We start from the raw sequence: 22,383 nt of genomic DNA, 5'->3' as shown, positions 1-22,383 counted from the left end.
ATCCGTTCCGATCACAGACGGGCCAGAATATCCCTACCGATCTGCGCGGTGCTTCTTTGGGTGGAGCCGGAGCGCTCGATGTCGTCCTCCACGGCCCGTTCGATGCTGGCTGCCTCATCCTCGAAGCCCAGATGATCCAGGAGCATCCCCGCCGAGAGAATGGCCGCCGTGGGGTTTGCTATCCCCTTGCCGGCTATATCAGGAGCGGAGCCGTGGATGGGTTCGAACATGGATGGGTAGGTGCCCGAGGCGTTGATGCAGCCGGAGGCCGAGTATCCCACGCCTCCGACCACAGCCCCCGCTTCATCCGTGAGGATGTCACCGAAGAGGTTGTCGGTCACGATCACATCGAAACGGCTGGGCTCGGTCACAAGGAATATGGTGGAGGCATCGATATGCAGGTACTCGCGCTCCACGTCGGGATACTCCTGGCCCACCTGGTCGACCAGTCGCTGCCACATGTCTCCCGCATTGGTCAGCACGTTCTTCTTATGGACCAGGGTCAGGCGACGGCGACGCTTCATGGCCAGCTGGAAGGCATAGCGGATGACCCGTTCCGCCCCGTAAGCCGTGTTGATGGAGACCTCGGTGGCCACCTCTTGGGGAGTGCCCCGACGAATGGAGCCGCCGGCCCCGGCATAGAGCCCCTCGGTGCCCTCCCGCACGACCACGAAGTCGATGTCACCCGGATTGGCCAGTGGCGACACCACGCCCTTGTAGAGCTTGGAAGGCCGTAGATTGACATACTGGTCCAGCTCGAAACGCATTTTGAGCAGCAGTCCCCGCTCCAGGATGCCGGCCTTGATGCGTGGATCGCCGATGGCCCCAAGAAGGATGGCATCCTGCTGCTTGAGCCGGTCCAGATCCTCGTCGGGCAGAACGGCTCCATCACGCAGGTAGCGCTCAGCGCCCAGGTCGAAGTCCTCGTATCGTATGTCAGCCTTGCCTCGGGTAACCTTCTCCAGGACGGCCTGAGCCTGGGGAACAATCTCCTTGCCGATGCCGTCACCGGCAATGACCGCAATGTGATATGTTTTCTGCTTGCTATTTGTCATACCACGAGCATAACGAGCCAGCCAAGCCCCCTTCCCGACCCCGACCGAATCCCGGACAGGACCGAATCAGCGGCTTTCGGGGACCATGATGGACAGGCACCAGGCGTTCTCGAAGGCCAGCTCCTCCCACTGCCGGTAACGGCCGCTGATGCCCCCGTGGCCTGCCTGGACCTCGATTCTGATCAGCGCATCGGCCCCCATCTGGGGCTCCTGCAGCCTGGCCACCCACTTGAGCGGCTCAACGTAGAGCACGCGGGTGTCGTTCATGGATGTGGTCACCAGGATGGCAGGGAAGTGGTCGCTGCCGAAGAGCCGGCACCGACGATCAGCGTCAGGAACGTTCTCGTAGGGCGAGTAGGAGCGCATATACCGGTAGACCTGCTGGTCATGCAGGGGGTCTCCCCACTCGTCCCATTCGGTCACGGTCAGCGGCAGGTCCGGATCCAGGATGCTGGTCAGCGCGTCCACGAAGGGCACATCCGCCTCTATGCCGGCATAGAGCTGGGGAGCCATATTGGCCACGGCACCCATCAACAGCCCGCCGGCCGACCCGCCGTTGGCCACCGTATGACGGGGATCCGCCCAGCCCTGGGCCTGCAGTGCGGCAGTCACGTCGATAAAGTCCAGGAAAGTGTTGACCTTGTGCAGCCGACGGCCCTGCTCGTACCAGGCGCGGCCCATCTCCCCACCGCCGCGCACATGGGGGACCACGTAGAGCACGCCCCGGTCCAACAGGCTGAGCCGACCGGTGGAGAAGCCGGGGTCCTGGCTGATCTCGTAGGCTCCGTACCCGGTGATGAACATGGGTGCGGGCCTGTCCGGATCCTGTTCCGGCCAGGGACGGCGTTCGGGATGGTCTGGGGCCTGGATGATCGTGTCATCGGGCCCGGTCCTGCCAGAGGCATCCAGCCCAGGATGCATCCCCCGCCGCCAGACCAGCGAGACCGGTACCAGGGCCCCATCCCTGACGCGGACCAGAATCCGACGCTCCGCGTAATGCTCAGGTTTAAAGTCGCCTAAAACCCGAGCCCGCTTAAGCAGCCGATCCACACCCCGGACCGGATCCAGCTCCCGCAACTCAGCCGGGGTTCCATAGCTGCCCCGGATGTAGCGCAGTCCGGGAGCCTGGTAGGAGGGGTTGTCCGTGGGGCCGATGCTGTAGAGACGATCAATGCCGTTCCTGCCCTGGTCGGGCAGGACCTCACGGAAGCGCCAGGGCCGGCCCGCCCGCAGATCCTCCAACGCCTGGTCCTTGCCGATGACGGCCATGTGGGGCAGACTGTCGGCCCGGTAGGTCAGGACCACGAAGCTGCGGTGGATGCCCAGCCCCTCGATGCCCAGTCCGCGAGCGCCCTGGAGGATGGCCGGATTGCCCGGGTCCTGATAGGGCTTCTCGGGCGGCAGGGAGGACAGGTCTCCGGAGCGCTCGCAGCCATATGGACTGCCCTGGGCCAGCCGCACCCCTTCTCCCAGCTGAAATGGCGGATGGTGGCTACGCAGATCGATCAGGTCCACCTCGAAGTTGGGGTTGTTCACATTGTGGTAGACCACGGCCACCGGCAGGTCCTGTCCCGCCGGACCTGCATTTTCAAACCGGGCCAGGCTGATGTCGTACTCGACCCCCTCCTTGCGGGGGATCAAGGGTACAAACTCCCCCTGCGGATCCTTCAGGTCCAGCATGAGCACCTCGCTGGTGGTCTTGGACCCGGTGGCAATCAGCATGGCGGATTCGTCGTAACTCAGGCCCAGCCCCACCCAGAAGCGCTCATCGGCCTCCTGGTAGACCATGACATCCTGATCGGCCGAAGTGCCCACCTTATGCCTCCAGACCGTGTCCGGACGCCAGGCCTTGTCCAGGCCGGTGTAGAAGACCCAGTGGCCGTCGGGAGTCAGCACTGCCCCGGAGGAGACCTGGTCGATCCGATCAGGCAGGTCTCGGCTCTCGGCCAAATCCCGGATGCGCAGGTCGTAGCGTTCATTGCCCTTGGTGTCCAGTCCATAGAGCATCCACCGGCCGTCGACGCTCAGGTCCAGGCACCCCAGGGAGAAAAAGTCATGCCCCTTGGCCTCGGCGTTGGCATCGAAGATGACCTCCTCACCCGGCATGGATCCAGGCGCCGCATCAGCCTGGACGGCGGGGGGATCCCAATCATCCTGGTCGCGCACCGGCAGGCGGCACTGCACCCCATACTCCTGGCCCTTGAGCGTCCGGGAAAAGTACCAGTAGCCGTGCATCCGGGTGGGCACCGACATGTCGGTCTGCTGTACCCGGTCGGTGAACTCCTTGAGCAGGGTGGCCCGCAAACCCTCCTGACCGGCAAGCCGTTCCTGGCAGTATCGGTTCTGATCACGCACATAGGCCTTGGTGGCCGGATCCTCCCGGTTGCGCATCCACTCGTATGGATCCTCGAAGTGATCCCCATGGAAGCATCGATCAGAGGGACGGCGTTGTGCACGTGGAGGAACGGGATTGACGGCCGAAAAACTCATGGGGCGATTATATTCGGGCACAACGACGCAGGTAAGGCAGCAGGGTTCGCATCAAATTGGCACCTGTGGTCCCGTAAAAGACCGGCACCTCCGTCACTGGCATCGGCTGGGTGGCAGTGCGTTTGACCAAGGTTCCCAGCCCGGTCTCCTGGGGGCTCAGCTGACGGATTCCGATTGCCAGAACCCGGCCCGGATATTGCCGTACCACCTGGGCGAAGGTGGAGGGGTCGCTCTGCCCGTCGTCGCCCATGAGCACGAAGCGCATCTTGGGAAAGTCGGCCATGAGCTGGTGGATGAACTCCATCTTGTGCTGCACGATGGAAGGCACGAAGGTCTTGGGCCGGGGATCCAGATCCCGTAGCAGCAGGGGGCCGGCCGGAAATCCGTGGTCATGGATGAAGCCGCGTATGGATCCCTCCACATTCCAAGGAGAGGCCGACAGGTAGAAGAAAGGCATCCGGGGGTCCAGATCGCGGATGCGGTTGTAAAGCACGGCCATGCCCGGCACCGAAGACCGGCGGTGCGGGTCTGACAGGAGCAGGTTCCAGGCAGCCTTCCAATGATTGGGCACCTGGCTGATCATGATGGTGTCGTCCACGTCGGATATGACGCCGACAGGAGTCTGACCGGGCACGATGTATAAAGGCGCGTCCACTGGCCGGCGGCTCCGCACCTGGTAGGAGACCCGGTGCACGCCTGGGGTCAGCCGATGCTCGGCCACCAGATCCAGGTAGCCTGATCGGTCGGAAAAGACCGCATCCGCACTCAGGCTGCGGCTTGGATCGACGGCATCGTAGACCGAGGAATCGCCTACCTGAACCCTCCCGATGGCCGTGCTGTCGATGGCCAGCCTGACCCTGGTTCTGGGCGCAGGTACAGTCAGCAGGCCGCGGATGCCACGCATTGCCGGATCCTCGCGTCTGCGGCCGTCAGTCAGAATGGTACGGCAAATCAGCCGGGAGTATGACTCGGTACCGTAGCCCACATAGGGTTGAACGTCGGCCGACCAGCCCAGGCGCCCGGTCATATTGATGGACAGGCCCACCCACAAGTCGAAGGCACCGGTAATCAGACGCCGTAGCAGACGCACCGGAGCCGGTCTGCTCTCGATGCCCTCCCCGGGCGCGGCTGAATCGAAAGTCGTGCTGACCGACCGGACCCGCAGAGATCCTTCATTGCGTCCGGATCGCTTGGTCATAACCGGACCGTCAGTTCAGGCTCTTCAGCAGCTGACCGTACTCCTCGGCGCTCATCAAATCGGGCTCATCGTCCTCCAGGTCGATCTTGGCTATCCAGCCTTCCCCATAGGGGTCGGAGTTGATGACCTCCGGGTCGTCCGAGGCCGCCCTATTGACGTAGGCGATGGTACCCGCCACCGGGCAGACCACCGGCTCGACAGCCTTGGAGGACTCCAACTCGATGACCTCATCCCCGGCATCGACGTGGGTGCCGGTCTCGGGCAGGTCCAGAAAAACCAGGTCTCCCAGCTGGTCCGCCGCATACTCGGTCACGCCCATGGGCGCCGGGGACTGACTGGGGTCAATCCAGACATGATCCTGGGAATACCGCAGGTGTTCGGGCACATCCAGACGGGAAGTTCCATCACTGTGTTCATCGCTCATGGTTCCAGCCTACTCGGCCGTCTGCCGCGGCAGGCGCTCCTAGCGGGCCGGACCCGACGGAACCTGCCCCTCAACCTTGACCATGGTCCCGACCGGGGCGTTGTCAAAGATCCACTTGGCGTCCTGCTCATACATGTTGATGCAGCCGTGGGATCCGTAGTTGCTGGGGTCTCCCTTGGCAATGCCGACAGAGTTCCAATTGGCCGTGTGGAAGCCCTCATCGCCGTTGTAGTAGGAGACCCATGTGATATTGGGCAAGACGTAGCCATCCCCGCGCATGGTCTGGACCGTGTGGCGAAGATAGATGAAGAAGGTGCCGGTGTCGGACCATCTGTCGTCACGGGGCTTGCCTGAGCATATGGGGAAGGTCTTGACCGGGGTGGTGCCGTGGTAGGCGGTGGCAGTCTGGTCACTGAGGTTGACCCGAATCCAGGTGTCGCCGTCGGGCACGTCGTAGCGGGCCACCCGTGTCTGCTCCTTGTGGGGCGTAATCTCGGCTTTCACCTGGACCGGGCTCGTGTCGCCCTCTTGCAGGGCTTTGACGACCAGATCTGTCGTTGCGGACACATCCGTGACCCGGACACCGTCCACTCCCTTGGTGGTCTCGGCCACCACATCGCCCTTGGTGTTCTTGACGTTGACGGCGGTGACCATATCCCGGTTCAGCTGTCGGGCCAGCTCCTGATCCAGATACTGCTTGATGGCTTGCCGATCGAAGCCTAGCTCCATGGTCCCCTTTTGCAGATCGGTGACTGGCTTGACCCAGGTGGCCACGGTGGCGGCCGGGACCGTCATAAGGTCATCGTCGGCACCCTTGATGACCAAGTCCTTGGCCAGTCGCTGGTTGGCTTGAGAGGCCACTTTATCGGCGGTGTCCAGGCTGATGGGCATGGTCACGTCCTTGTAGACCACCCCTACGGCCAGACGCCTGCCAGGCTTGTCTATCAAGGAGGAGACGGCATCCTGCACGCGATCCAGCTCAGGCGCCTTGCCGCCGCGACCCTCCTGGGCCCGGAAAGCATGTGCGCCTTGGTCGAAGACGATGGTCGAGGGAACGGATCGGTCCTGACTGGGGACGAAACGTTCAGTCAGATACTTGTCCATGGCCTGCTGATCCCGCTCGGCCACCAGCGGCACAGCCTCGCCGTGGAAAGGGTTCAGCCGGGAGATGCCTGCGGAGCCCTTGGCATCCATGATCCTGGTGACCGTGGCATCCGAATCCACGCTTACACCCAGGTCCTTCAGCCCCGCCCGGGCGGATGTGCCTTCACCCTTGATCTCCACCTGGGAGTCACGTACCTGCCGATCGACGATCTGGCTGACCTGATCCTTGGTCCGACCCATCATGACCTGTCCTCCCAGGGTTACACCGGGGGCCACCCGATCGCGGAAGAAGGCACGGGCGCCGAACCAGCAACCCACCAGAATCAGCACAACCAAAAGGAGCAGAGCCAGGATGGTACGTCCCCGATGACCGCTCGAAGGAGCCTTGTGGCTGGCACCTGCGCCGAAAGCCCGCTCTGCTTCTCCGTCAGCGAACAGGTCCACAGGATCGGGCCCGTTGCCCATCGTCGGCGGCAAGGTCACTGTTTCAGCCTGGTCGACATCAGAGATACGAGGCTCTTCTTGCTCCTCCATAGCCACAACACACCTTTCGCTGCTGTCAATTCCTTGAAATATCTTACGACGAGACCAGGTCCGGGGTCGCGGCGCCACCCCGATGAATCAGAGCTCGCTGCCGTACCACTGCTCAATCATGTACCTGGCCACACTGGCCGCCTGAGGTATGTGCAACCGGCCAGCAGCCAGAGCGGTCCCGAATTCCTCCCGTGTGAACCAGTTGGCATCATCAGTCTCCTGACCATCCACCCGGATGTCCGTATTCAGGGATCTGGCTCTGAAGGCCACCATCAGAGAGGAGGGGAAAGGCCAGGGCTGTGAGCCCAGGTACCGCATCTCCCCCAGGTTCAGGCCCACCTCTTCCAAGGTCTCCCGCCGGACTGCATGCTCCAGATTCTCGCCAGCCTCCACGAATCCAGCAGTGACCGAACGAAAGCCAGGAGGCCACTTCTGGTTGTGCTGGAGCAGAAGCCGATCGCGGCCGTCCACCACGGCCATGATCACTGCGGGCTCAATGCGGGGAAAGAGCGTGTGTCTGTCCCCCGATGCAACCCCTTGGCAGATCTGGGCCCATCCGGCCTGACAGGGATGGACCGGTGCGCCACAGCGGGGGCAGAAGGCCTGGCGTCCATGCCATCGTGACAGGGCGACCGCGCAAGTCGCCAGGCCTACCTGACGCGGACGACCATGAGGGGCATACTCACGCAGGGCAAGCCAGTCAAAGCGCTGATCAGCGGCCTGAGCCAGGTCACGAAGGGGATCCTGGGCAGCCCGACCGGCGCAGGCAAGATCCAGATCCATGGCCAGCCAGGCCTGTCGGTCGACCGTCCCCAGGTAGTAGCAGGGCGGCTCAGACTGGTCTGTCGAGCCTGCCAGAGGACCTCGCAAGTATGCAGCGGGCAAGGTGGCCATACGGATGCTGGCCCCAGTGCGACCAGCCAAGGCCCCCTTGCCTCTGGGCACGGCCACCTTCTCGCCCCGCACCAGGATGACCCCCGTGCCGTCCTGGTCCAGCAGATGGTCAATCAGCCCGGGCTGCTGCCGAGACGTCGTATCGTAGTCCACATCCCCCTGGGCCAGGGGAAGGAAGGGCAGAGGCCCGGTAAGCGCCAGCGGGGAGAAGACCGTATCGGGATCGCTCATGACTGCCTCCCCACGCGACCGACCAGGTCCAGCAGGGCCGCGGCCACCTGATCCGGATGCTCGACGGCGCTGAAGTGGCCGCAGTCATCGATGGCGGCAAAAGTAACGTCGGTTCCGGCCTGACGCATGGTCTGGGCCAGCGGCTCCATGGTGCTTGGGGGGCTGGATGGGTCGCAGCGGCCGCTGACCAGGGCCACGGGCACCATGATGCGGCCGGCCAGATCGCTCTGATCCGGACGGCCTGCAGCCATCCGCTCCCGCCAGGCAATGCCCCTGGGATCCTGGGACTGTATCCATTCGGTCATGGTCTGCACGAAGGCGGGTGAACGCTTGACCGTGGAATCACCCTCCTGGGGTCTGGCAAAGTGCATGACCGGATCAAGCCTCCCTTCCTCCTCGCAGGTTCGGGCGATTTTCAGGCGGTTGGCCCGGGATGCCGGTCGGTCAGCCATCATGGTGGTGTCGCACAGGGCCAGCCCGGCCACCATCCGCGGGTAAAGCCTGGCTATGGCTTCGACCAGGTAGCCTCCCATGGAAAGCCCGACCCAAATGGCCTTCTGCGCACCCGTGGCGACGATCATGTCCACAAAGGCTCGAGCCATGGCATCCAGCGCACCAGGCAGGGCACCGTCAGAATCTGCAGGACCGCAGGAAGCCGGCTCGGGCAGGGGGCAATCGCCTGCTCCGGGCATATCCGGAGCATAGACAGGGAAGGGGGTCATGCCCGCGCGATCAGCCTGGTCAATCAGCGAGGCCGCGCACCGATCCCACATGCGGTGATCCACAGGAAAAGCATGGACCAGGACCAGCGGCAGCCCCTCCCCATGACGGTATACGGTATTGGCAATGGTCATGCCCGCCTCCAAGAATTCGCGGCTCACAGTGCACCAGCCCAGGTCAGGGCGCTCATCAGCACCTTGCCGTGCCCGCCGGGCATCTGGCTCATGAAGGACTCCAGCATATCGCCCTTGGGATCGATCCACTCCACGTCCAGGGTCTCGTCCTGGGGTTTGCAGTCCCCGGCCACCGGCACCAGGTAGCACAGAGCGATGGCATGCTGGCGCGGATCGTAGTACTCCGAGACCCCCGGCGTCGGGAAGAACTCGGCCACGGTGAAGGGCTGGGGGCTTGCAGGCAGCATGGGCAGGGCCAGCTGGCCCAGATCCTTGGCGATGTTTCTGGCCAGAGCCTCCCTGATGGTCTCGTGGTAAAGGATCCGTCCGGTGATCAGGGTGCGCTCGATATTGCCCTGGTCATCCACGCGCAGAAGGGTTCCCACCTGGGTGACGGCGCTCATGTCATCCACGCGAACCGGTACCACCTCCACATAGGGCATGGGCAGGCAGCGCCGGGCACGGTCGATGGCATCACGATCCAGCCATCCGGGGGGATTCGAGCCCGAAAAACCCCGGTTGAAGTCCTCTGGGGTGATGTGTGAGAAGGCGCCACGGTCGCGATCGGCATCGAAGTCGTCATCATCGGGAATCTCGTCGTTCAGCACTGGCATGGCTCCATTATCCGTACCAGTCTTGACCGCCCACGTGACCCCGGCGGACATCTCCACCCAGAGCATATTCGGGCGCTTTCTCCAGCCTTGATGGAATGCTGATGATTGAAAGCGGTTGCTAAGCAGGGGAGCTTCCCGCGCGACAGTCAAACGACTTCAAGGAGCGTTATCATGGCCACCACGACTATTACTTCGGAAAACTTCGAGCAAACCATCAAGGACAACGACCTGGTGCTGATTGACTTCTGGGCCACCTGGTGCGGACCCTGCAAGGCCTTCGGCCCCATTTTCGAGAAGGCTTCGCAGGCCAACACCGACATCGTCTTCGGCAAGGTGGACATCGACCAGAACCAGGATCTGGCCGCGGCCGCCGACATCCAGGCGGTGCCCACGCTGATGATCACCAAGCAGGGCCAGATTATCTTCAAGCAGGCCGGTGCTCTCAGGTCTTCGGACCTGGACGACCTGATCGATCAGGCCCGCAAGGCTGATTTGTCAACCCCGGCACAGGCCTGAGTAGGTCAAGTTGGCTCCACGGCCGATTTGCACTAAAGTAGTGATGTGTTTGTCCAGTGACCCTTTCGGAGCTACCGGAAGCATGCGGTCGATAGGAAGCGTTACGTCGACTGATCACTGAGGATCTGTCGGTCCAACAGAGGAGAGTAATGGCGAACCACCGTAGAGGACGGATGAGTGCGGTCAAGGCTCTGACCAGGCGTCAGTGGCTGCGGTTGGCTGCCGGTGTCACTGTTCTCGGCATGGTCGTTGGCGCAGGCTTCGTCTCGCGCGACTTCTACACATCCACTGAAAGCTCAGCCAATTCAGGCGTAACGTCCTATTCCGCCACCCAGGATCGGGACACGGTATCCCGTGGCAGCACCAGGCAGGCCATCCGCAACGGAGCGGGCGGCGCTAACGCGAACACCTCCTACGTGAATGTACAGATCAACGGGAAGAACAAGGTGGTCCTGGGCACAGGCTTCACCGATGTCAAATCCGTTCTGGAGGCCGGGGACATCACCCTGCAGCCGGGGGACCAGATCAACCCGTCCCTTACCACTCGCGTCAATGAAAAGACCGTCATCCGCATCGACCGAGCTGACGCCCAGGTCAAGACGGAAGAGTCGCCCATTCCCTTCAACACCATTGAAGAGAAGACCAGCTCCCTTCCGGCAGGAACCACCAAGGTCAAGACGGAGGGCCAGAACGGCGTCATGGAGACCACCAGCCTGGTCACTGCAGCCGGCAACAAGAACCTGACCAGCAATATCTTCGCCTCGTTCGTCAAGACGGTTCCCGTCGACAAGGTAGTGCTGGTGGGCACCGGCGGTGGCACACCTGCGCAGGTCGGCTCGACCACCACTACAGTCCCTGTGGGCGAAGCCCAAAGCATCGCCCACGGTCTGGTAACCTCCCGCGGCTGGGGAGAAGACCAGTTCACCTGCCTGGTTCAGCTGTGGAATAAGGAGTCGGGCTGGCGAACCAATGCATCCAACCCATCGGGTGCCTATGGCATTCCTCAGGCATTGCCTGGCAGCAAGATGGCCTCGGCCGGTCCCAACTGGCAGACCGATGCTCATACCCAGATTGTTTGGGGACTGGGCTATATCCAGGGCCGTTACGGGAACCCATGCGGTGCATGGGCCCAATCCCAAGCGACCAATTGGTACTGATTGGTTTCCATACAACTCAATCGGGAACTTCCGGCAGGCCGGTTCGGCTTGCCGGAAGTTCTTTTTTGCCTAAGAAGCAATCAGTTGATCACCTGCCTACAATTCGATGGTCAAGGCAGGGGCAAAGCCTGAATGAAACCCCAGTATTTCAGGGCCGTGATAGACTAATTGCGGTTGAACGTCATGCAAGCTGGTCTTGGGGATTGAGTCGGGGATGCAGGTGCCACGTTGCATGCGCTGTTGCTTTCGAAGGAGACCGTATGCAATCGTCACCTAGGAGTCGTGCATGCTGCATAGCTTCTCTTGCAGCTATTGTCGCATCAGTGCTCGTATTGGCAAATCTCTCGGGAATCGACCTGGCACAAGCGGATGCCACTGCATCCCCAACAGCATCGCAAAGCGTAGAAAATCAGGGGGGGGGGGGGGTCTGATTCCGGGCATATCTGGCTCAACTCAAACTCCCTCTAATACCCCCACGCCGACAGTGGCCCAAAAGCCAGATTCCCCTATCCAAACAACACCCTCCCCTGCTTTTCCATCCCCCACTGCACTGACCTCAGCAAACTCTGCCCCTTCCACCCGATCGACAAGCTCCTGCCCCAATAATCAATGTTCGGTCACCTTTGACACAACCCAGGCTGACACAGCGACCCCTGCCACTCAGACCATGCCATCGGGAGGTCTGGCGAAACGCCCGGCCGATCCCACCCGGCACGGATACTTCTTCGACGGCTGGTTCATCGGCCAAGTAGCCTACGACTTCAACCAGCCCGTCACCAGCAACCTGAAACTGAGCGCAAAATGGACAGCTGGAGACGGCCATTGGTACCTTTCACCTGCACACGGAACCGCATTGGGAGGCACCACAGTGACTCTGACTCCCCCAGCGACCCGTGGTATCAAATTCTCTCAGATTACTTCAGGAGCAACCCATTCCTTGGCTCTTGGGTCGGATGGAAGTCTTTATGCCTGGGGTGATAACAGTTCAGGGCAAGTGGGCGACAACAGCACCACTTTGCGGCAAACTCCAGTGAAAACAAACAAACCAGCCAATGCATCAGACCAATTCACTTTCACTACCATTGCCGCCGGCGACCATTCATCTCTTGCTTTCGGCTCTGACGGCAACCTCTACGCTTGGGGAAACAATACCCGTGGACAACTTGGTGATGGAACTACCGAAAACAAGTTGACTCCCGTCAAGGTTCCGAAACCTGCCGGTGTCTCAAATGAATTCACTTGGACCCAAGTAAGCACCCGATGGGATCACACCCTGGCATTGGGCTCAAATCACAATCTCTACGCCTGGGGATGGAACGGGTACGGCCAGCTCGGTAACACCAGCGTCCCTACAGGCAGCGATAATCCAGCTGCATACAGTAGCAAACCTGTACTTGTCAGCACGCCAGCCGGAGTCACTTTCACTCAGTTAAGTGCTGGACGGTATCATTCTCTGGCCCTAGGCTCAGATAAGCAATTGTACGCCTGGGGTTTAAACACCAGCGGCCGCTTGGGTGACGGGACTGACATTCAGCGATTTACTCCTGTTCCGGTCCGTCAACCCGCCGGCGTTACCTTTTCCCAGTTCAGCGCAGGAGATACATCTTGTTTCGCAATCAGCACGAATGGGGATCTTTACGCCTGGGGATGGAACGGGTACGGACGGCTAGGAGATGGCAGCAATGCTGAAGACAGAAGGACGCCCACTCTCATATCCCCGCCCGACGGGGCATCGGCAGGATTCACCTGGGCTCGAGTCATGGTAAGAGACGATCACGTCCTGGCCATTGGCTCGGACGGCAATCTCTACTCCTGGGGGCTTAACGAATACGGCCAACTAGGGATCAAAGATATAAACACCGACGGTTCGTACATCAGTAGACCGCACATTGTCGATCAATCAACTTCCTCAACTGCCCAAAAATTCACTTGGACTCAGATCAATGCAGGATGGAGAGAATCATCTGCATTAGGATCGGATGGAAACCTGTACACCTGGGGATGGAACAACGGCGGACAGCTAGGCGATCCAACCGTTCCTATAGGCACGGATAATAGCCAGGCAATGAGGCTGACACCAAGCTTGGCTGCTTTCCCGCTTTCGCCAGATGTTACTGCGGTCAAATTCGACCGAACACTGGGCCGCGATCTCAAAAGAGCAGGTACAAACTGGCAGGTGGCGACGCCAGCTCATAGGAAAGGTCAAATAAAAGCGGCCATTACCTGGAATCTCTATGGTCCGCAACCCGATGAGATCCTGGATTACACCTATGACCCGCCCATTTATGTCGTCACTTTCGACAAGGCCGACGGCAGCCAGCCCACCAGTCAGTCAGTCATCGAGGACCAGACGGCTTCCAGACCGGATCAAGACCCGACCCGACCGGGCTTTTTATTCGACGGCTGGTTCAACGGCGATGTAGCCTACGACTTTTCTTCCCCCGTCAAGGGTCCCACGAAACTGACAGCCCACTGGACGGCCGGCGCCGGGCAATGGACCATATCCCCCAACCAGGGCCCCGACAGCGGTCAGACCAAGGTGACCCTGGTTCCACCTGCAGCGCGAGGCATTAGGTTCAGTCAGGTCAGCGCCGGCGATGATCATTCATTGGCTCTGGGGTCGGATGGAAACGTCTATTCTTGGGGTGCCAACAAATACGGGCAGCTGGGCGATGGGACCGCAACGGACCGCTTGACCCCGGTTCAGATTCCCAAACCGACAGGCGTGAACCGATTCACACAGGTCAGCGCAGGAACAGGTTTCTCCTTGGCCTTGGATGGTCAGGGCCACGTCTGGGCTTGGGGACTCAACAGCTCCGGACAGCTGGGCAGCAATGCCGTTGCCACCAATGGCTCATCTGCATACAGCTCCAGCCCGATTCGTGTGCAAGCCCCGAGCGGGATGACGGCAACAAACTTCACTCTCACCGGCATCAGTGCAGGAATCACTCATGTCCTCGCCGTAGACGGGCAGGGCAGAGCCTGGGGCTGGGGGTCCAATGAGTTCGGCAAACTGGGCGTTCCTGCCAGCACTGTGGCGACGACAGGGATTACCACCAGACCCGTCCAGGTCGCAACCCCGCAAGGCGAAACGACGGGATTCCACTATGCACAGGTCAGTGCGGGCGGCTCACATTCCCTGGCGACTGACACCCAAGGCCGTGCCTGGGGCTGGGGATCGAACCAGAACGGTGCCCTGGGTAATACGAGTGATGTGGCGCTTAATGGCTACACCACCACACCTGTTCAAGCCAAGCCGGGCACCAATCCATCAGGCGGTTTCAATCCTGCGCAGATCATTGCAGGCAGCGGCCACTCCTTAGCCCTTGATGATCTGGGACGCATATGGTCCTGGGGCGGGAACAGCAATGGGGAGCTCGGCCTGGGCGACACCACCACGAGGACTGCTCCGTCCATGGTAGCCATGCCTGCAAATGTCAGCACGTTCACTCAGTTGACAGGCAGCAGGGTCAGCGGTAATTCACTGGCACTGGACCAGAACGGAAACATCTGGGGTTGGGGTCAAAACTCATCAGGCATGTTGGGGACCGGAGGCACAGGCAGTCTGAACAGGCCAACCAAGATGAGCAATCCATCAGGCATTGACCACTTCGTCAAGGTTTGCGCCGGCACTGGGCACACCTTGGCCGTAGCCTCCGACGGCAGCACATTGGGGTGGGGAGACAACAGCCAAGGAAGGCTGGGGAACAATGCGACAGAGACGGTCTATTCGCCTGTCAGCGTGCTCTTCCCCTTCAGGCTCGGCACCCCGTCCACAGTGCAATTCGGAGGCGTCAGCGGAACCAGCCTAAGCTCCACAGGTCAACAGGACGGCGCCTGGACCGTGCTGACGCCAAACCATCAGGCCGGTGACACGACTGTCAGCATCGTCTGGACTCTCAACGGGGCTCCACAACCCAACGATGAAACCAATACCTTCCGTTTCATCCATTATGGCGTCCTCCCTCTGACCGGAGAGGCAGGCATCTTAGCCACCATCATGGTCGGCTCACTAGCCACAGTCGGTGGCCTGGCAGCCAGACGGCAACGTCTTGAAACGCAAAGCATGCAAGGCGGAAAAGCAGCCGCTCGGCACAAGCACTGACGGTCACGTACGAGCAGGGCCCCGCCACCTATGTAGTGGCGGGGCCCTGTTGTGGTCTCTGTGCCTGATTTGCTCTATACACACCCTCAAACAGTCAGATCAATCTGACAACAGCGTGACTATTACCGGCACAGCTGAGCAATAATCCAGACGTATGCTGCTTGTGGATGGCTTGTGTTTGCCGAATCCTGCTAGAGCACAGCCTGAAGCACGAAGTCCAGAATGAAGAGAGCCGAGACCCCCCAGATGATGGGGTGGACCTCCTTGCCCTTGCGCTTGCAGACCATGGTCAGGCTGTAGGTGATGAAGCCGGCGGCCACACCGTAGGAGATCGAGTAGGCAAAGCCCATGAAGATGGCCGTGAAGAAGGCCGGAATGGCCTCAGACAGCTCGCCCCACTCAATCTCGGCGAAGGAGCTCATCATCATGCAGCCCACAATGACCAAAACAGGCGCAGTGGCCGCCGAGGGCACAGCGGAGATCAACGGAGCGAAGACGGCGCTAAGCGCGAAGCATATGGCGATGACCACCGAGGTCAGACCAGTCCGACCACCAGCTGCGATGCCCGCTGCGGATTCCACATAAGTAGTGGTGTTGGAAGTGCCGAAGAGCGCTCCGATGGAGGTTGCCGTAGCGTCGGCGAACAGGGCCTTGTCCATCTTGGAACTGAAGCCGCGGCCGTTCTCCAGAGCCTGCTCATCCTCGGCGGAGAAGATGCCTGAACGCCGGCCGGTGCCCACAAAGGTGCCGATGGTGTCGAAGGTGTCCGACAGGGAGAAGGCGAAGATGGTCACCAGAACCACTGGCAGCTTGGCCGGATCGGAGAAAAGGGCAGGGAACCCATCCTGAGTGAAAATGGCCAGGAAAGTCTGCGGCAGCTGCGACCAGGCCTGGCCCAGATCGACCGACTTGGCCATGTTGGTGACCCCCATGGGGATACCCAGCAACGTAACCACGATGATGGCTATGACGAAGGCTCCCTTGTTGATGAAAGCCAAGTGGCCCTTGAACTTGAAGATCAAGAGGAAGATGGTCAGTAACAGGCCGATGACGAAGAGGATGACACCGGGGGTGTTGAAGGTTGTCAGCCCAGGGTTGGCACCAGCCGCCGAGGTCTTGTCGGGAGCGAACTTGATGATGCCCACATTGAGCAGACCCACATAGGCGATGAAGACGCCGATGCCGCCGCCGATGGCATGCTGGAGCAGGGGCGGAATTGCCTGAATGATCATCTTGCGCAGCTTGGTGGCTGTGACCAGGATGTTGATCAGGCCGCACAGGAAGACCATGCACATGGTCTGTTGCCAGGTGAAGCCCAATCCCTTCACCACGGTGAAGGTGAAGAAGGCATTCAGCCCGACTCCTGGCGCCACGCCGTAGGGCACGTTGGCCACCAGCCCCATGATCAGGGTACCGATGATCGCAGCAATCAAAGTGGCGAGAAAGACGGCACCCCAGGGCATGCCCGCCGTGGAAAGCACCGAGGGATTGACCACGATGATGTAGGCCATGGCGAAGAAGGTGGTGATGCCTGCTACCACTTCCGTAGAGACTGTGGTATTATTATCCGAAAGCCGAAATAGCTTATGCATATTCGATTCCTTATTGTCTTATTTGGCGATGAGACAAGAGAAGAATATCACGAGCTCTCGGCTTTTTCTGTTACAAGTTCCCCCTATTGAGCTCCAATACCGCTGCAGAACTTTCCGCTCACCTATAATCGGCATACCGGCACGGCCCTGAAGCCGTCCCACATGGGGATGAGTTGAAGGACAGGGCGTTTTCGAGGAGGGGTATATGGCCAGGAACAATCATTGGGACCAGGACGATCAGAAGCAGTATCAGCACGTCCATGACAGCGAAGTCGATCGTGGACAGGATGAACGCGCTGCTGAGCGTATTGCAGCAGCCACAGTAAACAAGCAGCGCACCCGCGAGGGCCGCACCCTGCGCCAGGAGCAGGAGCGCAACGACCAGGACAAAGACAGTAAGAAGGACTGAATCCTCAGAGGCTGCCGAGCAGCAGGTGCGTCAAAACCATGAGCACGGCGCCAATCAGCGCAGTCAGGGCCAGGGTAAATCCCGCCAGACGGGCGTTGCCGAGAACCTTGTCGGTGAACATGGTGGCGAAAACCGCCGTCGGAGCCAGGCAGCACAGGGCAACCGCCTGACGGACCAGAGGCCCGAAGGGCAGCAGATACCACGCTGCTGCAGCGAACAGGATGCCGAAAGGCAGTCGCCAGGCCAGAATCTGCAGTACGGCCTTGACATCATCACGACCGCCGGGCAACTCCATGAGCATGCCGACCATAAGCATGGAGCAGAAGGCATTGGCCACTGAAAAGGGTCTGGTTATCTGTGCTGACCATCCGGGCAGTGAGGCCCCGGTCAGCATGAAGACCACCATGACCATGTAGGTGTCGAAGGAGGGCGAGCTCAGAAAGCCCTTGGTTATGGAGATGGCTGTGGCCTTGCGATGGAGTTTGCGGGCATCGGGGTCATCCAGCCTGACCGGCTCCCCCGCGTCGGGATCCAAGGACTGGCCCGGTCGAATATGCAGGAGCCCCTGGGTCATGACATTGGTTCCTGCGGAGACCATGACCGAGTTGCCGATGTCGAACATGGCTGCGGGCACCAGGGCCGCCGTGCCAAGCAGCGACTGGAGCATGGGGAAGCAAAAACATCCGATGTTGAAACCCGATCCGTTGAGCATAAGAAAAGCCCGCTGAGCCGTGGGACGATGCCTGCTGGTCAGGAAGATTGCCAGGGGCGGAATCAGCGAGGCCACAAAAGCGAAGGCCGAGACCAAAAGCATGCTGGGATCGTGGGGGTTGGTGGCGAAGGAATAAATGATGGCTCCGGGCAGTACCAGGTCGAACACAATGGTCTGCAGTACCCGGTAGTCCAAGGGACGGAAGAGGCCAAGGCGCTTGAACAGGTAACCCACCAGGATGATGCCCAAGAGGGTGGCCGGTTCCAGCAGTACTCCCATGCCGTCACTCCTTCCGCGGATACCGGAACCATGATACCTGACGGACGGGTGCGCAGACCGGTTCCGTCTCAGCCGAAGCGGCCGGAGATGTAGCGCTCAGTGTCCTGCTCGTGCGGATTGGAGAAGATGGTGGTGGTGTCGTCCATCTCCACCAGGTGGCCAGGCTGACCCACGGCCTTGAGATTGAAGAAGGCTGTATAGTCCGATACCCTGGCGGCCTGCTGCATGTTATGGGTGACGATGACGATGGTGTAGTCCCGCTTAAGCTCGTTGATCAGATCCTCCACAGCCAGGGTGGAAATGGGATCCAGCGCCGAGCAGGGTTCGTCCATGAGCAGGACCTGGGGGTGCACGGCCACGGCACGGGCAATGCAGAGCCGCTGCTGCTGACCGCCTGAGAGCCCAATGCCCGGCTTGTCCAAGCGATCCTTGACCTCATTCCAAAGGTTGGCCCCGCGCAGGGCCCACTCCACCAGATCGTCGGCGTCCGACTTGGCGATATGCTTCTTGTTCAGTCGTATGCCAGCCAGGACGTTCTCCCGGATGGACATGGTCGGGAAGGGGTTGGCCCTCTGAAAGACCATGCCCACGTCCCGTCGCACCTCGACCGGATCCACATCCGGCCCGTAAAGGTCACGCCCCTCCAAGAGCACCTGCCCGCTCACATGCGCCCCCGGAGTGATCTCGTGCATGCGGTCCAGGGTGCGTAGGACCGTGGACTTGCCACAGCCGGAGGGACCGATGAAGGCGGTGACCTTGTTGGCCTGGATGCGCATGTTCACGTCCTGGACGGCCAGGAAGTCGCCGTAGTAGACGTTGAGGTGGTTGATGTCTATGCGTTGGCCCATGTTCCGGCCTCCGTTTCTCTCATGGCGGCGATCAACGGGTCCGCCCAACTGCAAAGATGCGCGAGACCAGCCGTCCCAGCAGGTTGAGCAGCAGGACGATAAGGATCAGCACCAGGGCCGCAGCCCAGGCCCGCTGCATGTGGATGTCTGTCAGGCACCCCGGGTCAGCACCTGGCCCGCAGACGGCCAGCCCTTGGGAATACTCGTTGTAGACGAAGACCGGCAGGGTGGTCATCCTCCCCGAGAAGAGGTTGGGGTTGGTCGTTGCGATGAAGCCCGAGGCTATCAGCAGGGGTGCCGTCTCCCCGATCACCCGTGCCACAGCCAGGATGGTGCCCGAGACGATGCCAGGCAGGGCCGTGCGCAGAACGATGCTGGTGATGGTCCGTTGCTTGGTCACCCCCAGGGCATAGGCCGCCTCTCGCAGGTCGTTGGGAACCACGGCCAACATATCCTCGGAGGTCTTGACCACCGTGGGCAGCATGAGCAGGGAGAGGGCCACCGAACCGGCCAGACCGTTGACGGTGCCCGGTCCGACCACCAAGGCGAACATGGAGAATGCGAAGAGGCCGGCCACGATGGAGGGGATCCCGCTCATAACGTCCACCATGAGACTGATGGCCTTGGCCAGGCGGCCTCCATGGGCGTACTCGACCAGGTAGACCGCGCACATGACACCCAACGGAATGGATATGACCATGGATCCAAAGGTGATCTCCAGGGTTCCGATTACCGCATGCAGGATGCCGCCGTAGCCTCCGGTCGGTGTGGGGTTGCCCCCTACCACTCCGCTCATGTTGTGAGTGAGGAAGTCCGGCGTCAGCCGTCGCACCCCCTTGGACAGGCTGACCCAGAGCACCGAAACCAGCGGGATCAGGGCGACCAGGAAGGAGAGCCCGATCAGGATGGTCATCAGCAGGTCCTTGCGCTTGCGCGCCCGGATGGAAGATCTGGTTGGTCTGAAGCGATCGAAATCGATAACTGGACCGCGATCAGTTCGGCTTGCCATCATGCACCCGCCTTTGCTGTGATCCTGCGCGCCAGATAGTTGACAATAAAAGTGATGATGAAGAGGACCAGACCGGTGGCCACCAGGAGGGCCACGCCCTGGGAGTCCGCCTCGGGGAACTGGGCGGCGATGTTGGCGGCGATTGTTTGGCTTTTTGAAGCCTGCAGCAACCGCAGGGAGTAGCTGAAGCCTGGCGAGAGGATCATCAGCACCGCCATGGTCTCGCCCAGGGCGCGCCCCAGCCCCAGCATGGAGGCCGAGATAATGCCCGAGCGGCCGAAGGGCAGAACCGCAAGCCGAATCATCTCCCACTTGGTGGCGCCCAGAGCCAAGGCGGCCTCCTGCTGCAATCGAGGGGCCTGGATCAGGATGTCACGGGTGACCGAGGTGATGATTGGCAGAATCATGACCGCCAACACCAGGGCCACCGTGGCCACGGATCGGGCCGGTGCTGCAACGGGTCCGGAAAAGAGCGGAATCCAGCCCAAATGAACAGACAGCCAGCGCCAGAAGCCGGTGATGTTGGGAACCAGGACCAGAGCCCCCCAGAGGCCGTAGATCACCGAGGGCACGGCAGCCAGCAGGTCGATTACCGTGCTGAGCAGCGTGGACAGGCGGGCGGGGGCATAGTAGCCAATGAAGAGGGCGATGCCCAGGGATACGGGGAAGGCCAAGAGCAGGGCCAGGCCGGCAATCAGAATGGTGCCGAAAACCAGCGGTCCCACGTAGCCCAGGAAGTTGTTCGCCCGTCCGCCGCTCAGGGAGAGGATGGCCTGGGTTCGGGAATCCGGGTCCCCGGTGAAAGCCGGAAAGGCCCGCAGGATCAGAAAGAGGGTGACCGCAGCCAGGGCCAACAAGATCAGAATGCCCGCACCAGTGGCGCAGGCCTTGAAGATCCGATCCACCCGCTTGGCCTTGTTCAGAGTGGCGGTCTGGTCCGATTTGTCACTCATGACTTCCCTCCGATGGTCTCCACCGAAGCCATGGCCTGGCTACGCAGCCCCTGCCCCAACTCGGCGCTGCCCGCGTTGGCTGCAGCCATGCGTTGGCCCTGCTCACTCAGCAGATAGGTCAGCCAGGCCTTGGCGAACCGGGCCTTGGACCCGTCCCGATCATCTCGGTAGGCAGTGCAGACCACGTCGTAGGAGACCAGGACGATGGGATAGGTGTGCTCCCGGCTGGTGCGGTGATCCACAGTCAGAACCACCCGGCCAGGCTGACTGGCCTGTGGATCCCGCTGGGCCACATCCAGAAGGTTGGCCACAGTCTTGGCTGTAGGCGGCTGCCAGGTCTTCCCCACCTGGACGGCCACGGTACCCAGCCCGGTGGTCTGAGCCGCGTCCGCATAGCCGAAGGTGCCCGTCGCCTGGTTCATGGTCATGACCACTCCGGCAGTGCCCTTGGCGCCCTGCCCCAGGTCATTGGGCCAATTTTCGCCCGCTGGATAAGGCCAGGCGGATCCGGCCGTGTCGTGCAGATAGGAGAGGAAACTTTTCGTGGTGCCCGACTTGTCCGAACGATGAATCACGGTGATGTCCAGGTCGGGCAGATCGGCTTCCGGATTGAGGGCTGCGATGCGCGGATCCCGCCAGTTGGTGACCTTTCCGGAGAAGATCATGGCGATCAGAGCCGGGTCCATACGCAGATGGCCGCTTGAACCCTTGGGCCACAGATCAGGCAGATTGTAGGCCACAGCAATCGGAGTGGCATAGACAGGCAAGTCAAAGGCTGTACCGGAACCGCAGACTTTGCGCGAGCGCTCAAGCTGGTCGGCGGTCAGCGGCGCATCGGTGCCGGCCCAGATGGTCGAACCAGACAGGAAAGCATTGACTCCAGCACCAGAACCTGCCGGATCATAGGAGATTCGCGCCCCTGGATGCTGCTTGCGAAAACCGGCTATCCAGGCCTCGTCGGCGCTCTGCTGGGAGGATGCGCCAGATCCGGCGAACTCGCCCTGGAATAGGGCCTGATCTGCAGTATTGCCTGTTCCGCCGCCATCGGCGGGGACATTGTCTCCGCAGGCCGCCAGGGAAATCATCATTGCCAGGGACATGAGGAGGGCCGTGAATCTTCCACGACCATGACCATGTGCGTGCATGCTACCTACCTTGACCGCCGTTTCATTTCAAACGTCCGTCCTTATCAGCCCGTGTTGGACCTTCCCGTATTCACATTAGCGAAGCCCGCCTCACACAGCATACTGGAAACGCTGACCGCCGGACAAGCTCCTCAACATCCGCGTCAGCCATGTGGAAAAACCCGATCACAATCCACAGCCGGGTATATTATAAGGTCATTGTCAGACGCTTAGCTCTCTTG

The 22,383-nt window shown here is 61.1% G+C and carries 18 protein-coding genes and 1 pseudogene; 5 read left to right on the top strand and 14 right to left on the bottom strand.

Features of this window, described 5'->3' with window-relative positions:
* Positions 1–11: 11 nt before the first annotated feature.
* The 8 genes from H3T88_RS04415 to H3T88_RS04380 all read right to left on the bottom strand — a co-directional run bounded on the left by H3T88_RS04415 (position 12) and on the right by H3T88_RS04380 (position 9,437).
* A complete protein-coding gene (locus H3T88_RS04415) occupies positions 12–1,055 on the bottom strand; it encodes a 3-isopropylmalate dehydrogenase (protein WP_110416870.1) in 1,044 nt (347 codons plus the stop codon).
* A gap of 66 nt (positions 1,056–1,121) precedes the next feature.
* On the bottom strand, positions 1,122–3,545 hold the full coding sequence (locus tag H3T88_RS04410) for a S9 family peptidase (protein ID WP_198203689.1): 2,424 nt from the start codon (positions 3,543–3,545) through the stop codon (positions 1,122–1,124).
* Between the two features lie 7 nt (positions 3,546–3,552).
* Positions 3,553–4,743, bottom strand: coding sequence for an App1 family protein (locus tag H3T88_RS04405; RefSeq protein ID WP_198203688.1), 1,191 nt, complete (start codon positions 4,741–4,743; stop codon positions 3,553–3,555).
* A 10-nt stretch (positions 4,744–4,753) separates the two neighbouring features.
* Positions 4,754–5,167: a glycine cleavage system protein GcvH gene (gene gcvH, locus H3T88_RS04400; RefSeq protein ID WP_045935082.1), complete on the bottom strand. Its 414-nt coding sequence runs from the start codon at positions 5,165–5,167 to the stop codon at positions 4,754–4,756.
* 39 nt (positions 5,168–5,206) lie between these two features.
* Positions 5,207–6,805 carry a L,D-transpeptidase family protein gene (locus tag H3T88_RS04395; RefSeq protein ID WP_198203687.1) on the bottom strand — a complete coding sequence of 533 codons (1,599 nt, stop codon included), beginning with the start codon at positions 6,803–6,805 and terminating at the stop codon, positions 5,207–5,209.
* Between the two features lie 87 nt (positions 6,806–6,892).
* Positions 6,893–7,930 carry an NAD(+) diphosphatase gene (gene nudC / locus H3T88_RS04390; protein WP_198203686.1) on the bottom strand — a complete coding sequence of 346 codons (1,038 nt, stop codon included), beginning with the start codon at positions 7,928–7,930 and terminating at the stop codon, positions 6,893–6,895.
* Positions 7,927–8,784 carry an alpha/beta fold hydrolase gene (locus H3T88_RS04385; RefSeq protein ID WP_198203685.1) on the bottom strand — a complete coding sequence of 286 codons (858 nt, stop codon included), beginning with the start codon at positions 8,782–8,784 and terminating at the stop codon, positions 7,927–7,929. Before H3T88_RS04385 ends, nudC begins: the two co-directional genes overlap by 4 nt.
* A 23-nt stretch (positions 8,785–8,807) precedes the next feature.
* Positions 8,808–9,437 carry an NUDIX hydrolase family protein gene (locus H3T88_RS04380; protein WP_033511568.1) on the bottom strand — a complete coding sequence of 210 codons (630 nt, stop codon included), beginning with the start codon at positions 9,435–9,437 and terminating at the stop codon, positions 8,808–8,810.
* A gap of 171 nt (positions 9,438–9,608) precedes the next feature.
* On the opposite strand from H3T88_RS04380, the gene trxA reads away from it, so the two are divergent.
* The 4 genes and pseudogenes from trxA to H3T88_RS08705 all read left to right on the top strand — a co-directional run bounded on the left by trxA (position 9,609) and on the right by H3T88_RS08705 (position 15,215).
* Complete coding sequence (gene trxA, locus H3T88_RS04375) at positions 9,609–9,953, top strand: thioredoxin (protein WP_015021417.1); 345 nt, start codon at positions 9,609–9,611, stop codon at positions 9,951–9,953.
* Between the two features lie 149 nt (positions 9,954–10,102).
* Entirely contained in the window at positions 10,103–11,110 is a 1,008-nt protein-coding gene (locus tag H3T88_RS04370) for a G5 domain-containing protein (protein WP_015021416.1), read from the top strand.
* 286 nt (positions 11,111–11,396) lie between these two features.
* Positions 11,397–13,214 (top strand): annotated as a pseudogene (locus tag H3T88_RS08910) (RCC1 domain-containing protein); the annotation flags it as partial.
* Between the two features lie 72 nt (positions 13,215–13,286).
* Complete coding sequence (locus tag H3T88_RS08705; protein WP_332461011.1) at positions 13,287–15,215, top strand: RCC1 domain-containing protein; 1,929 nt, start codon at positions 13,287–13,289, stop codon at positions 15,213–15,215.
* 191 nt (positions 15,216–15,406) lie between these two features.
* Here the strand turns inward: H3T88_RS08705 and H3T88_RS04360 are convergent, their stop codons facing one another.
* On the bottom strand, positions 15,407–16,807 hold the full coding sequence (locus H3T88_RS04360; RefSeq protein ID WP_198203683.1) for an NCS2 family permease: 1,401 nt from the start codon (positions 16,805–16,807) through the stop codon (positions 15,407–15,409).
* Positions 16,808–17,012: 205 nt separating this feature from the next.
* Here H3T88_RS04360 and H3T88_RS04355 point away from each other — a divergent pair, with 205 nt between their 5' ends.
* On the top strand, positions 17,013–17,216 hold the full coding sequence (locus H3T88_RS04355) for a hypothetical protein (RefSeq protein WP_015021413.1): 204 nt from the start codon (positions 17,013–17,015) through the stop codon (positions 17,214–17,216).
* 4 nt (positions 17,217–17,220) lie between these two features.
* Here H3T88_RS04355 and H3T88_RS04350 read toward each other — a convergent pair whose 3' ends face one another.
* From H3T88_RS04350 to H3T88_RS04330, 5 genes are all read right to left on the bottom strand, one after another.
* On the bottom strand, positions 17,221–18,207 hold the full coding sequence (locus tag H3T88_RS04350) for an AEC family transporter (protein ID WP_198203682.1): 987 nt from the start codon (positions 18,205–18,207) through the stop codon (positions 17,221–17,223).
* A gap of 68 nt (positions 18,208–18,275) precedes the next feature.
* Positions 18,276–19,055 carry a phosphate ABC transporter ATP-binding protein PstB gene (gene pstB / locus H3T88_RS04345; RefSeq protein WP_015021411.1) on the bottom strand — a complete coding sequence of 260 codons (780 nt, stop codon included), beginning with the start codon at positions 19,053–19,055 and terminating at the stop codon, positions 18,276–18,278.
* A 31-nt stretch (positions 19,056–19,086) separates the two neighbouring features.
* Positions 19,087–20,067: a phosphate ABC transporter permease PstA gene (pstA, locus tag H3T88_RS04340; protein WP_198203681.1), complete on the bottom strand. Its 981-nt coding sequence runs from the start codon at positions 20,065–20,067 to the stop codon at positions 19,087–19,089.
* Positions 20,064–21,017, bottom strand: a complete 954-nt coding sequence (gene pstC / locus H3T88_RS04335; protein WP_198203680.1) for a phosphate ABC transporter permease subunit PstC — start codon at positions 21,015–21,017, stop codon at positions 20,064–20,066. The genes pstA and pstC overlap by 4 nt, the downstream gene beginning before the upstream one ends.
* Positions 21,014–22,162 carry a phosphate ABC transporter substrate-binding protein PstS gene (locus tag H3T88_RS04330; protein WP_198203679.1) on the bottom strand — a complete coding sequence of 383 codons (1,149 nt, stop codon included), beginning with the start codon at positions 22,160–22,162 and terminating at the stop codon, positions 21,014–21,016. Before H3T88_RS04330 ends, pstC begins: the two co-directional genes overlap by 4 nt.
* Positions 22,163–22,383 lie beyond the last annotated feature (221 nt).

This window comes from Bifidobacterium sp. W8110 (assembly GCF_016101375.1).
GTDB classification, from domain to species: Bacteria; Actinomycetota; Actinomycetes; order Actinomycetales; family Bifidobacteriaceae; genus Bombiscardovia; species Bombiscardovia asteroides.
This window is presented reverse-complemented; position numbering and strand designations above follow the sequence as displayed.

Bases quoted from the DNA above. Each gene is read 5' to 3' on its own strand.
- H3T88_RS04330 (WP_198203679.1), bottom strand. From the start codon at position 22,162: ATGCACGCACATGGTCATGGTCGTGGAAGATTCACGGCCCTCCTCATG.
- H3T88_RS04350 (WP_198203682.1), bottom strand. From the start codon at position 18,207: ATGGGAGTACTGCTGGAACCGGCCACCCTCTTGGGCATCATCCTGGTG.
- H3T88_RS04385 (WP_198203685.1), bottom strand. From the start codon at position 8,784: ATGACCATTGCCAATACCGTATACCGTCATGGGGAGGGGCTGCCGCTG.
- nudC (WP_198203686.1), bottom strand. From the start codon at position 7,930: ATGAGCGATCCCGATACGGTCTTCTCCCCGCTGGCGCTTACCGGGCCT.
- trxA (WP_015021417.1), top strand. From the start codon at position 9,609: ATGGCCACCACGACTATTACTTCGGAAAACTTCGAGCAAACCATCAAG.
- H3T88_RS04370 (WP_015021416.1), top strand. From the start codon at position 10,103: ATGGCGAACCACCGTAGAGGACGGATGAGTGCGGTCAAGGCTCTGACC.
- H3T88_RS04360 (WP_198203683.1), bottom strand. From the start codon at position 16,807: ATGCATAAGCTATTTCGGCTTTCGGATAATAATACCACAGTCTCTACG.
- H3T88_RS04395 (WP_198203687.1), bottom strand. From the start codon at position 6,805: ATGGAGGAGCAAGAAGAGCCTCGTATCTCTGATGTCGACCAGGCTGAA.
- H3T88_RS04415 (WP_110416870.1), bottom strand. From the start codon at position 1,055: ATGACAAATAGCAAGCAGAAAACATATCACATTGCGGTCATTGCCGGT.
- H3T88_RS04380 (WP_033511568.1), bottom strand. From the start codon at position 9,437: ATGCCAGTGCTGAACGACGAGATTCCCGATGATGACGACTTCGATGCC.
- pstB (WP_015021411.1), bottom strand. From the start codon at position 19,055: ATGGGCCAACGCATAGACATCAACCACCTCAACGTCTACTACGGCGAC.
- H3T88_RS04355 (WP_015021413.1), top strand. From the start codon at position 17,013: ATGGCCAGGAACAATCATTGGGACCAGGACGATCAGAAGCAGTATCAG.
- H3T88_RS04405 (WP_198203688.1), bottom strand. From the start codon at position 4,743: ATGACCAAGCGATCCGGACGCAATGAAGGATCTCTGCGGGTCCGGTCG.
- pstA (WP_198203681.1), bottom strand. From the start codon at position 20,067: ATGATGGCAAGCCGAACTGATCGCGGTCCAGTTATCGATTTCGATCGC.
- pstC (WP_198203680.1), bottom strand. From the start codon at position 21,017: ATGAGTGACAAATCGGACCAGACCGCCACTCTGAACAAGGCCAAGCGG.
- gcvH (WP_045935082.1), bottom strand. From the start codon at position 5,167: ATGAGCGATGAACACAGTGATGGAACTTCCCGTCTGGATGTGCCCGAA.
- H3T88_RS04410 (WP_198203689.1), bottom strand. From the start codon at position 3,545: ATGAGTTTTTCGGCCGTCAATCCCGTTCCTCCACGTGCACAACGCCGT.